14 protein-coding genes are annotated in these 13,987 nt (G+C 64.8%); 3 read left to right on the top strand and 11 right to left on the bottom strand.

Annotated features, from left to right (window positions below; genetic code table 11):
• Positions 1-36 precede the first annotated feature (36 nt).
• From sucD to EAH84_RS00495, 9 genes are all read right to left on the bottom strand, one after another.
• Positions 37-921: a succinate--CoA ligase subunit alpha gene (sucD, locus tag EAH84_RS00455; protein WP_140866082.1), complete on the bottom strand. Its 885-nt coding sequence runs from the start codon at positions 919-921 to the stop codon at positions 37-39.
• Between the two features lie 54 nt (positions 922-975).
• On the bottom strand, positions 976-1,272 hold the full coding sequence (locus tag EAH84_RS00460; protein ID WP_140866084.1) for a GIY-YIG nuclease family protein: 297 nt from the start codon (positions 1,270-1,272) through the stop codon (positions 976-978).
• Between the two features lie 58 nt (positions 1,273-1,330).
• On the bottom strand, positions 1,331-2,293 hold the full coding sequence (gene mdh / locus EAH84_RS00465) for a malate dehydrogenase (RefSeq protein WP_140866087.1): 963 nt from the start codon (positions 2,291-2,293) through the stop codon (positions 1,331-1,333).
• 91 nt (positions 2,294-2,384) lie between these two features.
• Positions 2,385-3,464, bottom strand: coding sequence for an acyltransferase family protein (locus tag EAH84_RS00470; RefSeq protein WP_140866089.1), 1,080 nt, complete (start codon positions 3,462-3,464; stop codon positions 2,385-2,387).
• 45 nt (positions 3,465-3,509) lie between these two features.
• On the bottom strand, positions 3,510-4,619 hold the full coding sequence (zapE, locus tag EAH84_RS00475) for a cell division protein ZapE (protein WP_140866091.1): 1,110 nt from the start codon (positions 4,617-4,619) through the stop codon (positions 3,510-3,512).
• Positions 4,620-4,741: 122 nt separating this feature from the next.
• Positions 4,742-5,203 carry a PaaI family thioesterase gene (locus EAH84_RS00480; protein WP_140866093.1) on the bottom strand — a complete coding sequence of 154 codons (462 nt, stop codon included), beginning with the start codon at positions 5,201-5,203 and terminating at the stop codon, positions 4,742-4,744.
• A gap of 111 nt (positions 5,204-5,314) precedes the next feature.
• Entirely contained in the window at positions 5,315-6,100 is a 786-nt protein-coding gene (locus tag EAH84_RS00485; RefSeq protein ID WP_140866096.1) for a succinate dehydrogenase iron-sulfur subunit, read from the bottom strand.
• Between the two features lie 15 nt (positions 6,101-6,115).
• Entirely contained in the window at positions 6,116-6,247 is a 132-nt protein-coding gene (locus tag EAH84_RS16495; RefSeq protein ID WP_140866098.1) for a cell envelope integrity protein CreD, read from the bottom strand.
• A 92-nt stretch (positions 6,248-6,339) separates the two neighbouring features.
• Positions 6,340-6,897: a type 1 glutamine amidotransferase domain-containing protein gene (locus tag EAH84_RS00495; protein ID WP_140866101.1), complete on the bottom strand. Its 558-nt coding sequence runs from the start codon at positions 6,895-6,897 to the stop codon at positions 6,340-6,342.
• 169 nt (positions 6,898-7,066) lie between these two features.
• Here EAH84_RS00495 and EAH84_RS00500 point away from each other — a divergent pair, with 169 nt between their 5' ends.
• Both EAH84_RS00500 and EAH84_RS00505 read left to right on the top strand, forming a co-directional pair.
• Positions 7,067-8,026: a DNA topoisomerase IB gene (locus EAH84_RS00500; protein ID WP_140867234.1), complete on the top strand. Its 960-nt coding sequence runs from the start codon at positions 7,067-7,069 to the stop codon at positions 8,024-8,026.
• Positions 8,027-8,039: 13 nt separating this feature from the next.
• Entirely contained in the window at positions 8,040-9,254 is a 1,215-nt protein-coding gene (locus EAH84_RS00505; RefSeq protein WP_140866104.1) for a mechanosensitive ion channel family protein, read from the top strand.
• A 95-nt stretch (positions 9,255-9,349) separates the two neighbouring features.
• Here the strand turns inward: EAH84_RS00505 and EAH84_RS00510 are convergent, their stop codons facing one another.
• Positions 9,350-10,057 carry a hypothetical protein gene (locus EAH84_RS00510; protein ID WP_241656388.1) on the bottom strand — a complete coding sequence of 236 codons (708 nt, stop codon included), beginning with the start codon at positions 10,055-10,057 and terminating at the stop codon, positions 9,350-9,352.
• A 301-nt stretch (positions 10,058-10,358) separates the two neighbouring features.
• Positions 10,359-13,313, bottom strand: coding sequence for a bifunctional proline dehydrogenase/L-glutamate gamma-semialdehyde dehydrogenase PutA (gene putA / locus EAH84_RS00515; RefSeq protein WP_425326433.1), 2,955 nt, complete (start codon positions 13,311-13,313; stop codon positions 10,359-10,361).
• Between the two features lie 135 nt (positions 13,314-13,448).
• Between putA and EAH84_RS00520 the strand changes: the two genes are divergently transcribed.
• Positions 13,449-13,907 (top strand): MaoC family dehydratase, encoded by a 459-nt coding sequence (locus EAH84_RS00520; protein ID WP_277753708.1) that lies wholly within the window; start codon positions 13,449-13,451, stop codon positions 13,905-13,907.
• The last annotated feature ends 80 nt before the right edge of the window (positions 13,908-13,987 follow it).

Here is a 13,987-nt window from a genome sequence, read left to right on the forward strand (position 1 = left end):
ACCCAGTCTGGACTCCCGCCTGCGCGGGAGCACAACTCAGCCGTTCAACACAGCCAACAACGTCTCGCCGAGCTCGGACGGGCTCGCCGACACCTTGATCCCGGCGGCTTCCATCGCCGCGATCTTGCTTTCCGCATCGCCCTTGCCGCCCGACACGATCGCGCCCGCATGGCCCATCCGCCGCCCGGGGGGCGCGGTTCGGCCCGCGATAAAGCCCGCCATCGGCTTCTTGCGGCCACGCTTGGCCTCGTCGATCAGGAATTGCGCGGCCTGCTCCTCGGCATCGCCGCCGATCTCGCCGATCATGATGATCGACTTGGTCGCCTCGTCCGCCAGAAACAACTCGAGCACGTCGATGAAGTTGGTGCCGTTGACCGGATCGCCGCCGATCCCGACCGCGGTGGTCTGGCCGAGGCCCGCGTTGCTGGTCTGGAACACCGCCTCATAGGTCAGCGTCCCCGACCGCGACACGACGCCGACCGAGCCCTTTTTGAAAATCGACCCCGGCATGATCCCGATCTTGCACTCGCCCGGCGTCAGCACGCCCGGGCAGTTCGGCCCGATCAGCCGCGACTTCGATCCCGACAGCGCGCGCTTGACCTTGACCATGTCGAGCACCGGAATGCCTTCGGTGATGCACACGATCAGCGGCACCTCGGCGTCGATCGCCTCGAGGATCGAATCACCCGCGAAGGGGGGCGGCACATACACCACCGACGCGGTCGCGCCGGTCGCGTGCATCGCCTCGGCGACGGTGTTGTAGTTCGGCAGGCCGAGATGCGTCGTGCCGCCCTTGCCCGGCGTCACCCCCGCGACCATCTGCGTGCCGTAATCCAGCGCCGCCTGGGTATGAAAGCTGCCGGTATTGCCGGTCATCCCTTGCGTAATGACCTTGGTGTTCTTGTCGACGAGGATGCTCATTCGATCTTTATCCTTACCGCCCCGGCGAACGCCGGGGTCCAGTTGGGAAGGTGGTCATGGTCGTGCGATTCGATCGTATAAATCATCCCAGTCGGGATTTTCGCCTTCGATCTCCTGCACTTTCCAGTTCCGCCTCCACTCCTTCATCTGCCGCTCAAGCTGCCGCGCCGCTTCCCAGCTGTCGTGGGTCTCGTACCAGACGAGAAGATGACAGCCGTATCGCTTCGTAAATCCCTCGACGACGCCGTTGCGATGCTCCCATGCCCGCTTCGGCAAGTTCGTCGTCGATCCGAGATAGATCGTGCCGTTGCGATGATTGGCCATGATATAGACATAGGCCGGTCCATTCATCGCGGGCGCTCCCCACTGGACCCCGGCGTTCGCCGGGGAGGAGTTTTTTTTCAGAGCCTCACGTCAGCGACGCATCGATCCCCTTGCACGCCTCGATCAGCTCCTTCACCGCGTCTACCGACACGCCGAGGTTACCCTTGGCCTCATCGTCGAGTTTGATCTCGACGATCTTCTCGACCCCGCCCGCGCCCAGCATAACGGGCACGCCGACGTACAGCCCATCGACGCCGTATTCACCCGACACGTACGCCGCACACGGCAGCACGCGCTTCTGGTCGTACAGATACGCCTCCGCCATCGCGATGCCGCTGGTCGCGGGCGCGTAATAGGCCGAACCCGTCTTCAGCAGCGCGACGATCTCGCCGCCGCCGCCGCGGGTGCGCTTGATGATCGCGTCGATCCTGTCCTGCGTCGACATGCCCATCGCGATCAGATCGGGGACCGGGATACCCGACACGGTCGAATAGGCGATCACTGGAACCATCGTGTCGCCATGGCCGCCGAGCACGAAGCTGGTGACATCCTTGACCGAGACCTGGAATTCGTCCGCCAGGAAGTGGCTGAACCGCGAGCTGTCGAGCACGCCCGCCATGCCGACGACCATGTGATACGGCAAGCCGGAGAATTCGCGCAGCGCCCACACCATCGCGTCCAAGGGATTGGTGATGCAGATCACGAACGCGTCCGGCGCGTTGTGCTTGATCCCCTCGCCGACCGCCTTCATCACCTTGAGGTTGATGCCGAGCAAATCGTCGCGGCTCATGCCGGGCTTGCGCGCGACGCCGGCGGTGACGATGATGACGTCGGCCCCCGCGATATCGGCGTAATCGTTCGATCCGGTGATCGTCGACGAAAAGCCCTCGACCGGGCCGCACTGCGACAGATCGAGTGCCTTGCCCTGCGGCAGCCCCTCGGCGACGTCGAACAGGACGACATCGCCCAACCCTTTCAATGCCGCGAGGTGCGCGAGCGTACCGCCGATGTTACCGGCGCCGATCAGCGCGATCTTCTTGCGAGCCATCCAATCCGTCTCCATTGCAGGGGTGATTGGTCACGCCGCATAGGCGCATCCTGCCATCGGGGCAACCGCTAAAGAGGAGGCTCAGCCGTTATTATTGATAGTAGTTCTCAGTATCAATAATTGTCACATGGGCAGCGCGCGCGGCGCTGCGAGGACGCTCTCGTAGCCGCATGAAGGGGCGCTCGATCAGTGCGGAGATCAACGCCGCAACCAGCACAGACGTACCGAATGCGATTCCGAACACGCCCGACGGCGCCTTCAGGCCGACCTCGCGCGCGATCTCATGGCCGACCTGTCCAATGCTGGGGTGCCAGATGTAGAGCGGATAGGCGACCGCGCCCAGCATCGCGAGCCAGCGCGTCGACGCCGGCGTGGCGGCATGATGAAAGGCCAGGATCAGCGCCGCGCTGCCGACATCCGCGGCGATCAATCCCGGGCCGAACCGCAACGCCGATGTCCCCAACCCGACCAATACCGCATACCCGAGCATCGCCAGCGCAACGTTGCGGGCGCGCCGCCGAACCAGCGCCGAGAAAAGGGTAGGCCGATATCGTTCGATCCAAGCGAAGAGCACGCCAAGCGCGAGGCCGTCGGCGCGATATTGGGTCTGCCACTGCAATGCGCGTGGATCGACGCCGTCCGACCACGCGAGCAGCCGTAGGCTCGTGCTGGCCACGATCACCGCCACCAGCGCGACCACCACCCCGCGCGCGCCGTGCCGCGTCACCAACCACGGCAGCGCTAAAGCCACGACCAAATAGAATTGTTCTTCGACGGCCAGCGACCAGAGGTGGCTTGGAACATGGACGGCGTAATTCTGGACGTGGAGCAACACCGGCACCACGAGCGCGAACCCCTTGGCGCCTCCCAGCAGGACCAGCGCCGCCAGATACAGGAACAGGACCGGCCATAGCCTCAGGATGCGGCGCTTGATGAATTTCGCGCGGTCGAACCCGCCGGTGGCCACGCATTCGGCCAGGATGATCCGCCCGACCAGAAAGCCGCTCAGCACGAAGAATAGGTCCACCCCCACCCAGCCGACCTCGACGATCGGTCGGATCACCCGATCAAGCGCAGCGATCCCGGTCGCGAAATGCAGATGGAACAGCAGCACGAGCGAGATAGCGATCCCGCGCACGACGTCCAAGGCGGGCTGGCGACGTAGATCCATGGCGCCGATCTGGCACGCGAGTGCTTAACAACCGGTCAGGACGCGCTACATTGCGCCGTGGCCCGTCGCCAGATACGCCTCCGAGCGCATCTCTTCGAGCCGGCTGACGGTCCGCTGGAATTCGAAATTGCCATCGCCAGCGGGATAGAGCGCATCGGGCTCGGCGTCGGCCGCGGCGAGCAGCTTGACGCGATGTTCGTAGAGCGCGTCGATCAGCGCGACGAACCGCGCCGCCTCGTTGCGCTGGTCGGCACCGAGCACCGGGATGCCGACCAGGATCACGGTGTGGAACCGCCGTGCGATCGCGAGATAATCCGCCGCACCGCGCGCCTCGCCGCACAGCTTGCGGAACGAGAACACCGCGACACCCTTGAGCGATTTAGGGACGCGCAGGACGCGACCCTGTACGGTGAGTTCTTCGGCCGGAACATGGGCGCTGTCCTCGGGCGGATAATCGGTCAAGCGGAAGAACGCGGCGGAGAGCTGCGCGGTGGCTGCGGGTCCGTTCGGCACCAGCCAGGTGTCCTGCGCGCCGAGCCGGTCGCGGCGATAATCGACCGGGCCGTTGAGCGGCAACACGTCGAGCCGGTCTTCGATCATCGCGATGAAGGGCAGGAAATGTTCGCGGTTGAGCCCGTCCTTGTAGAGGTCACGCGGGGGGCGGTTGGAGGTGGTGACGATCGTCGTCCCCGCCTCGACCAGCGCGGTGAACAGGCGGCTGAGGATCATCGCGTCGGGCGAATTGGTCACCATCATCTCGTCGAACGCGAGCAACCGCGCTTCCTCGGCGAGTGCGAGGGCGACCGGCGCGATCGGATCGCCCGCCTCGTTGCGGCGCTCGATCGCGATCCGGTCGTGGACCTCGATCATGAATTCGGCGAAGTGGACCCGGCGTTTGCGGCGGATGTCGAGATTCGCGAACAACAGGTCCATCAGCATCGACTTGCCGCGTCCCACCCCGCCCCACAGATAGACGCCGCGCGGCGATGCGGGCTTGCGCCCGGCAAGCCGCCACAGCAGACTGCCGCGTTTTGGAGTCGCTTCGAGTTCGCCCGCGAGCGCATCGAGACGGCACCCCGCGGCGGCCTGTTCGGGGTCGGCGCGAAGTTCGCCAGCGGCAATCAGCGCGGTATAGGCGGCGAGGACGGTGGCCATGCCCTAATCAACCACCCCGGCGAACGCCGGGCCCCAGTTGAGATGAGCAGAGTAACGGAACACGGCACCCGCGAAGGTAAACCTTCCCAACTGGGCCCCGGCATCCGCCGGGGTGGCATATCTCAAGCTGGAACTCCCGGTGCGCCCATCTTCCTCAGCGTCCCGGTAAAGCTCGCGATCGTCGGCTGCCCCTCCTGGACGACGAGCCCGCGCAGGAACAGCATCCGCCCCGTCTCGCGCAGCAGTTCGATCCGCGCCTCGAGCGGCACCCCAACCGCGCCCATCCCGATGAACTGCGCTGACAGATCGAGCGTCACCGCGCCGCCCGCGTTGAGCGATCCGAACCCACGGCTCGCGGCGAACAGCGCGACATCCATGAAGCCGAGCAGCGCGCCGCCGTGAACCGCGTCGCGCATGTTCGAATGCTGGTGCCGCGGGTCCATCCGGACCCGCGCGATGTCGCCCTCGATCCGGACATGAAGCGGCTCGATGAACGCGTTGAAGCGCGTCGCATCGCGGAACTGCCAGCGTTTCCAGCCGGGCAGGTCTGGATCGTCTTCGTAGAGGAAGGCAGGTTCCGCCACTCAACTCACCTCCGTTCGTGCTGAGCTTGTCGAAGCACGCTTGGGGAACGTTGCGTGGGCGGCATGTCCTTCGACAGGCTCAGGACGAACAGAAACCATCGGACGCGGCAATCAAACGACCCGATCGGCTTCCATCTTCTTGATCTCGGCGATCGCCTTGGCGGGATTGAGACCCTTGGGGCACGCGTTCGCGCAATTCATGATCGTGTGGCAGCGATAGAGGCGGAACGGATCCTCGAGCTGATCGAGCCGGTCGCCGGTCATCTCGTCACGGCTGTCGGCGAGCCAGCGATACGCCTGCAATAAGATCGCTGGGCCGAGAAACTTGTCGCTGTTCCACCAATAGCTCGGGCAGCTCGTCGAGCAGCATGCGCACAGGATGCATTCGTAGAGGCCGTCGAGCTTGCTGCGATCCTCCGGCGACTGGAGCCGTTCCTTGCCCGAGGGCGGCGGGGTCACGGTCTGGAGCCACGGCTTGATCGAGGCATATTGCGCATAGAAATGCGTGAAATCGGGGACCAGATCCTTGATCACGTCCATCGCGGGCAGCGGCGTGATCTTCACCGTCGACTTGCAATCCTCGATCGCGGTCGTGCACGCGAGGCCGTTCTTGCCGTCGATGTTCATCGAACACGACCCGCAAATCCCTTCGCGGCACGATCGGCGGAAGGTCAGCGAGCTGTCCTGCTCCCCCTTCATCTTGATCAGCGCGTCGAGCACCATCGGCCCGGTCTCGTCGAGGTCGAGCTCGAAAATGTCGTAGCGCGGGTTCTCGCCGCTGTCGGGATCGTAGCGATAGACCTGGAACTTGCGCGTGCGTTTGGCGCCTTCGGGAGCGTGGTGCACCTTGCCCTTCGATGAGACTTTGCTGTTCTTGGGCAGGGTGAACTCGGCCATTGTCGTCCTATTCTATCAAGTGGTCGGCGGCATGGCGAGCAGGCCGCTCCAGTCGAGATTGCGCGTCAGGTACATGATCCCCGCCAGCGCCGCAAACAAGATGAGCATGCCGATGCCGTGCGCAAATTTGGTGGTCGTCAGCGGCATCCCGCGTCGCGTGATCGGTGGCGGGACACCCAGCCCGTTACCGTCCGCTCCTTGGGAAGCGTTCGGCAACGGGCACCATGGGCGGCGCCGGTCTATGCCGACGCGGTCGCCAGTTCCTCGGTCAACGCCTTAATGATCGCCGCGTTGAACGCAGGGATATCGTCGGGCTTGCGGCTGGTGATCAGATTGCCGTCGACGACGACTTCCTGGTCGACCACGGTCGCGCCGGCATTGCTGAGGTCGGTGCGGATCGACGGCCAGCTGGTCAGCGTGCGCCCATCGACCACATCGGCCTCGGCGAGCAGCCAGGGCGCATGGCAGATCGCGGCGACAAGCTTGTCGTCGTCCATGAACTCGGTGACTATCTCGATCGCGCGCTCCTGCATCCGCATCGTGTCGGGGTTGCCGACCCCGCCCGGCAGCACCAGCGCGTCGTAATCGTCGGTGTCGACATCGTCGATCGTCATGTCGGGCTTGATCGTGTCGGCCTTTTCACCCGCCTTCTCGCCCTGAATCTCGCCTGTCTTGATCGAGGCGAGCGTTACGGTCGCACCGGCATCGAGCAGCGCCTGGCGCGGTTTGAACAGTTCGTCGTTCTCGAATCCGTCGGTGGCGATCATCAGAATGCGTGCGTTGCCGATATCGGCCATGGTCGTTCTCCTTTTCCGTGAGGGGTTACTTGCACAACACGTCGCCCGCGCGCCCGTTCCGGAACGAAGCGCCACGCGGAGCATTTTCGCGGTTATTACGCAGGAGCATCGATTGGCCGCCAAGATTGTCTATTCCGACGATTCCAAGCCCGGAATCACGCGCAAGAAAATGCGCGGCGGCTGGGGCTATTGGACCGCCAAGGGCGACCGCATCACCGACCGGGACGAGATCGACCGGATGAACGCGATCGGCCTGCCCCCCGCCTATGCCGATGCGTGGTTCAATCCCAAGCCCAACGGGCATATCCAGGCGGTCGGCTGGGACGAGAAGGGGCGCAAGCAATATCGCTATCACGTCGATTTCCGCCAGGCGCAAGACGCCGCCAAATACGAACGCTGCGCCGATTTCGGCCATTGCCTGCCCAAGCTGCGCAAGCAGGTCGAACACGATCTGAGGCAGCGGAAATTCACCAAGGACCGCGCGGTCGCCGCGGTCGTGCGGCTACTCGATGGCGGCCATATCCGGGTCGGCAACGAGGCCTATGCGACCGCGAACAAGAGCTTCGGTGCGACGACGCTGCGCAAGCGCCACGCCAAGGTCAAGGGCAAGACGCTCAAGCTCCAGTACAAGGGCAAATCGGGCAAGATGCGCGAACTGACGATCAGCGATCGCGCGCTCGCCAGCTTCGTCAAGAAGATGCAGGATCTCGACGAGCAACACCTGTTCGCCTGGCTCGACGAGGATGGCGAGGCGCACCCGGTCAGCTCGACCGACGTTAATACCTATATCCGTGATGCGACGGGGGAAGATTTCACTGCCAAGCATTTCCGCACTTGGGCCGCCAGCGTCGCCGCGTTCGAGGCGCTGGCGCAGGCCGAAAGCGACCTCAGCCTGAAGGCGATGCTTGAACCCGTCGTCGCGCGGCTCGGCAACACCGCGGCGATCGCGCGCAAAAGCTATGTGCATCCTTCGCTGATCGCGCTCGTTAAGCAGGGGCAGGCCAAATTCCGCAAGGCGCTGCGCCTGCCCCGCGCCAAACGGCACCTCAGCCGCACCGAGCGCGGGTTGATCGCGTTCCTCGAACGCGGCAAGCCCCCTGTAGCCTGCATCACTGCCAAGGCCGCCTGACCAAGAGAGACGCATGCCCGCCACCAGCACGGCCGCCGATTCCATCCCGATCCTCGATCCCCAAAACGTCCAGCAGCAAGCGCAAAGCCTGGTCGCGTCGAGTCAGGTCTGGCTTCAGTCGCACTGGTTCCAGCTCCTGGTTGCGGTAGCGATCGGCGCGGCGATCGTCGCGCTGCTCCATGCCGGGCGCAGGCTGGGCGCGCGGCTCGCGGCGCGCAGTTCGACCGGCAAGGGGTGGCCAGCGATCTTCGGGCGCACGATCCTGAAAACCGGCAATTTCTTCATCGTCATGCTCGCGGCCAAGCTGGTGGCGGGCTATGCGGGCGCGCCGTCGCAGGTCGCCTCGACGATCGATTTCCTCTTCACCGTGGCGGCGGTGTTCCAAGCCGCGGTGTGGGCGCGCGAACTGATCCTCGGCGGGATCGAACATCGCACCCGCGACGAAGAATATACCGGGGAAGCACTGGGCAGCGCGATGGGGATCATCCGCCTGCTCGTCACCTTCGCGCTGTTCGCGATCGCGCTGGTCGTCGTCCTCGGCAACCTTGGGGTCAACGTCACAGGGCTGATCGCGGGGCTCGGCGTCGGCGGCATCGCGATCGGCCTGGCCGCGCAGGGCATCTTCGCCGACCTGTTCGCGGCGCTTGCGATCATCTTCGATCGCCCGTTCCGCCGTGGCGACGCGATCACCTATGACAACACCTCGGGCAGCGTCGAGGAAATCGGGCTGAAATCGACCCGCATCCGCGGCGTCGACGGCGAAAAACGCATCATTTCGAACAAGAATCTGCTCGACAAGGAAATCATCAACAACAGCGCGCGGATCCACCGGCGCTGCCATTTCGCTATCGGGGTGATCTATTCGACCGCGCCGGAGGTCTGCGCGCGGATTCCCCAGATCCTGCAGGATATCGTCGAGGCGAACGACCGCATCTTCGTGCGCGCGGGCTTCACCAGGTTCGGCGATTCGAGCCTGGATTTCGACCTGCAGTTCGATAGTGGCGGCGCGGATTACGAGAGCTTTTATGCGGGGCGTACGACGGTGGGCCTCGCGATCCTCAAGCGCTTCAACGACGAAGGCATCGAATTCGCTTTCCCGACCCAGACCACGATGACCGCCGCGCCCGACGGGACGATGATCATGCCGTGTCCGGAGGTACAGCCGGTAAGGACAGTGGACACGCGCGCGGCGAAGAGCGACGTGGATAAAGCTAGCGAGCAGGTATGAGGGTATGATCCACGTCGGCGCGCCTCCCACTGGGGCGCATCGCGACCAGCCCGCATTCGGGAGCCGACCGCATCACCGTCGGATTATCAAACAGTTCAGTCGCTGATCGTCCACCCCTGCTTAGAATTCCGCCCATGTATCGGCTGGTTGGCCTTGAGCGCCTGTTCGAACCGATCACTTGCACTGACTGTCGCGCCGCCGCGAGCTTGTGCAACCTCAATGGGTGAAGATGTCCGCATAGAAACGATCTGGCGGGAAAGCGCCAAGCTCACGGGAACCTGGATTGGCGCAATGGGCGTTGCCGCGCCTGCGCTGGCGCTCGACCGGCCTTCGACGATCGTCGCGACACGACTTCGCGGCAGACCGCCCGGAACTAGCGTGGCGACTCCGCCAGTACCGTAGCCCGACAGGAACACCTGGCGCCCGAACTGATCGCGATGATCGGCAACGGCCACTCCCGGCTGGCTCCCGCCGGGTCCGCCGAAGCGGCGCAGCACCTCCGCCACATCGGCAGTGTAGCAGCTGCTGACTTTATTGGAGCGGCAACCGGCGGGGGCCGCCGCCTCATGACTCGGCCGCGCATAGACTGTTGCCGCATCTATTCCCGGCGACTTCGACCCTCGACCGCCCAGGAAGACGACATAGCTGTAACCCTCGTTCCGCGCACGCTCCGCAGCCCGGTACATTGCAATGTCGATGGCATGGCCGCGACCGTGGACGGCTGCATCGATCCGCCACGAACCGTCCTTTTCGGTTCGCTCATCGTAACCGAACTTGTACCCGATCCCATGCCAGCGCTTCATGGGGCCATAATAAGGCGCATCGCTGTCGCTTGCCCAAGCAGGTTGCGCTATTGCAACAACGAGAAGGCATGGCCAGAAGCACTTCATCGCGGTTCTCCAGTGATTTACTGTACGCTAATCGGTCGGTGTTAATGTTTAGTTGCCGAGGCAGCGCAGATGCGGAACGCCGCGAGCTTCACCGCCCTCTCAAACTTGGTGGACAATTAGCCAGATGCCCGCGCATTCGTCGCTGTCGATGTAAATCCAAGAGTTGCAAGCGAGCGTATGCCTGAATATTGCCCCCGGCACTACGTCCCCAGCCCTACATCCCCCCTTCGTCCAAACTCAGCAACGTCGCATTTCCCCCTGCGCTGGTGGTGTCGATCGACACCGCCCGCTCCGCGCAGAAGCGGTAGAGGTAATGCGGGCCGCCCGCCTTCGGCCCCGTCCCCGACAGACGCTCGCCGCCGAAGGGTTGCGACCCCACCACCGCGCCGATCATGCTGCGGTTGACGTAGAGGTTGCCGACCGCCGCCTCCGCCTCCGCGACCTCGGCGGCGCGCGCGATCCGGCTGTGAAGCCCCATCGTCAGGCCATAGCCCTTGGCGTTGATCCGGCGGATTGTTTCGACCAGCTTGCCCGCGGGCCAGGTCGCGACATGCAGGATCGGGCCGAACCATTCCTGGTTCAGGTCTTCGATGGCATCGATCCGGATCAGCGTCGGCGGCACGAACAGGCCTTCGGTACCGGGGGGGACGTTGAGGGTCTTGACCCACTGGCTGCGCGTGCGATCGCGATACGCCATCAGCCGATCGTAGGCTGCCTGATCGATCACCGGGCCGACATCGGTCGCGGGATCGCCGGGATCGCCGAGCGTCAGCGTGTCCATCGCGCCGCTGAGCATCGCGATCATGTGCTCGGCGACATCCTCCTGGATCAACAGCAGCCGCAGCGCCGAACAGCGTTGCCCCGCCGAGCGGAACGATGACGCGATGACGTCGGCGACCACCTGTTCGGACAGCGCGGTCGAATCGACGATCATCGCGTTGATCCCGCCGGTCTCCGCGATCAACGGCACGATGGCGCGCGCGTCGTCCTCCAGCAACGTGCGTGCGATCCGCTTGGCGGTCGCGGTCGACCCGGTGAACGCGACCCCCTGGATGCGCGGGTCGGAGGTCAGCGCCGCGCCGACCTCGGGGCCGCCCGGAACCAGGATCACGACGTCGCGCGGCACCCCCGCCTCATGCGCGAGCGCCACCGCGCGCGCGGCGATCAGCGGGGTTTGCGGCGCGGGTTTGGCGACGACGGTGTTGCCGGTGACCAGCGCGGCGACGGTCTGGCCGACGAAAATCGCGAGCGGGAAATTCCACGGCGCGATCGTCGCCCACACGCCGCGCCCCTCGATATGGAGCGTGTTGCGCTCGCCGGTCGGCCCGGGCAACTCGATCGAACGCAGGTTGTTGCGTGCTTCGTTGGCGTAATAGCGGCAGAAATCGGCGGCCTCGCGCACCTCGCCGATCGCGTCGGGAATCGATTTGAATGCCTCCTGGACGCAGATCGCCATCAGTTCGTCACGGTTAGCCTCGATCAGGTCGGCGAGCCGGTCGAGGCACGCGGCACGATCCTCGACCGGGGTGCGGGTCCAGGCGGGGAATGCCGCATCGGCGCGGGTGATCGCGTCGTCGACCGTGACCGTTCCGGCGCCATCGCTCGCGCGCAAAGTAGCAGCAGCAAGCGGTGTCGTTACCGCCTTGCGGGTGGTTTCCAGCACCACCCGATCGTTGAGATCGATCCCCGCCGAATTGCGATGCCCCGGCGAAAATAAATCCTTGGGCAGCGGGATCGAGGGATGCCGCGTGCCGCCGACGCTCGCGATCTTGGCGACCGGGTCGGCGAGGATCTCTTCCTCGCTCAGCCGCTCATCCGCGAGTTGGTGGACGAAACTCGAATTGGCGCCATTCTCGAGCAACCGTCGGACCAGATACGCCAGCAGATCGCGATGCCCGCCGACCGGCGCGTAGATCCGGCAATGATAGCCCTGTTCGCGGACCAGCCGTTCGTACAAGCCGTCGCCCATCCCGTGGAGCCGCTGGAATTCGAACGCGCGGCTGTTGCCCGCCCATTCCATGATCGTTGCGACGGTCAGCGCGTTATGGCTCGCGAAGGCGGGGCGGATATGCTCGGCCGCCAGCATGTCCTTCACCACCGCCAGATACGATACGTCGGTCGCGGCCTTGCGCGTGAACAACGGATAATCGTCGAGCCCCTCGACCTGGGTGCGCTTGATCTCGCTGTCCCAATAGGCGCCCTTGACCAGGCGCACGTTCATCGTTCGCCCGAGATCGTTCGCCCATTGCACGACCGGGCGCGCGCGCTTGCCGTAGGATTGCACCGCCATCCCGAACCCGTCCCAGCCCCTAAGGCTCGGCAAACCGGCAATCGTCCCGATGATGTCGAGGCTCATCTCCAGCCGCTCGGATTCCTCGGCGTCGACGGTCAGCGCGATCCCCTTGTCCGCCGCCTGGACGCTCAGCGCCTCGAGCATCTCGGTCAGCGCGGGGACGCAGTCGTCCCATTTCGCGACCTCGTAGCGCGGGTGCAGCGCCGACAATTTGACCGAGATCGAATGCCCCGCGGCGGGATCACGCCCGACCGCATCGATCGCGCCGACATAGGCCTGGAAATAGCGGTCGGCATCGGCATAGGTCCGCGCCGCCTCGCCGAGCATGTCGAAGCTCGCGGTGAAACCCTTGTGATCGGGTTTGCGCATCCGGCGCATCGCCTCGTCAATCGTGCGGCCCATGACGAAGATCTCGCCCATCATCTTCATCGCGGCGCCGACCGCCTGGCGGACGAAGGGTTCGCCCGATCGCGCGATCAGCCGCCGCAACGGCCCGCCATCGCCCTCGCGGACCAGCACCCGCCCGACGACGAGGCCCCAGGTCGCCATGTTGACCAGCTTCGAGCTCGATCGCCCGGTGTGGTTGCGCCAGTCCGCCTCACCCAGCTTATCCGCGATCAGCAGGTCCGCGGTCTCGGGGTCGGGCACGCGCAGGAACGCCTCGGCGAGGCTCAGCAGCGCGATCCCCTCCGACGAATTGAGCCGATATTCCTGGAGGAACTGGTTGACCCACCCCTTGGCCTGCGCCGCGCGCAGATCGGCGAGCAGCCCGGAGGCGTGACCGAGCACCCGACTGCGCGAGTCGGGAGACAGCGTGGCGCGCTCCAGTAACGGCTTTAGAACATCGGGTTCGCTCGCGCGGTGCAGTTTCGCCATGGTTTCGCGGGGCGAGGACGTTACGGCAGTCGTCATGTTCGGGCTTTCGGTCGGGTGAGGCTTGCGGGAGAGCGGGCCAGAGGCCTAGAGGGGACCGCCCGCGCTTAGCGCCAAACCATATCTGAGGGGAATCCCGTGACGACGATCACCGTCGACGAGATGAAGAACCGCATCGGGACCGAGACCGTGTCCGACTGGGTCGAGGTGACCCAGGAGATGATCGACAAGTTTGCGGATGCGACCGGCGATCACCAGTTCATCCACGTCAACCCGGAAGCTGCGAAGATGACGCCGTTCGGCGGTACCATCGCGCACGGCTTCCTTACGCTGTCGCTGATGCCGCTGCTGTCGAGCAAGGTCGCCGATGCGCCCAAGCTCGAAGGCGTGAAGATGGGCGTCAACTACGGCGGCAACAAGGTCCGTTTCCTGACCCCCGTCCGCTCGGGCTCGAAGGTGCGCGGTCGCTTCAAGCTCCTCGAATTCGCCGAGAAACGCCCCGGCCAGTATCAGCAGACCAATGAATTCACCGTCGAGATCGAGGGCCAGGACAAGCCCGCGATGATCGCCGAATGGATCAGCCAGATTTTCGTGTAAATCCCCCTTCCGCGTGCGGGAGGGGCTGGGGGGCTGTCCTCCCGAGCACCGACCGTCACAAGCCCTCCCCCAACCCCTCC

Origin of the sequence: Sphingomonas oligophenolica, from assembly GCF_006438955.1 — a bacterium.
GTDB classification, from domain to species: Bacteria; Pseudomonadota; Alphaproteobacteria; order Sphingomonadales; family Sphingomonadaceae; genus Sphingomonas; species Sphingomonas oligophenolica_A.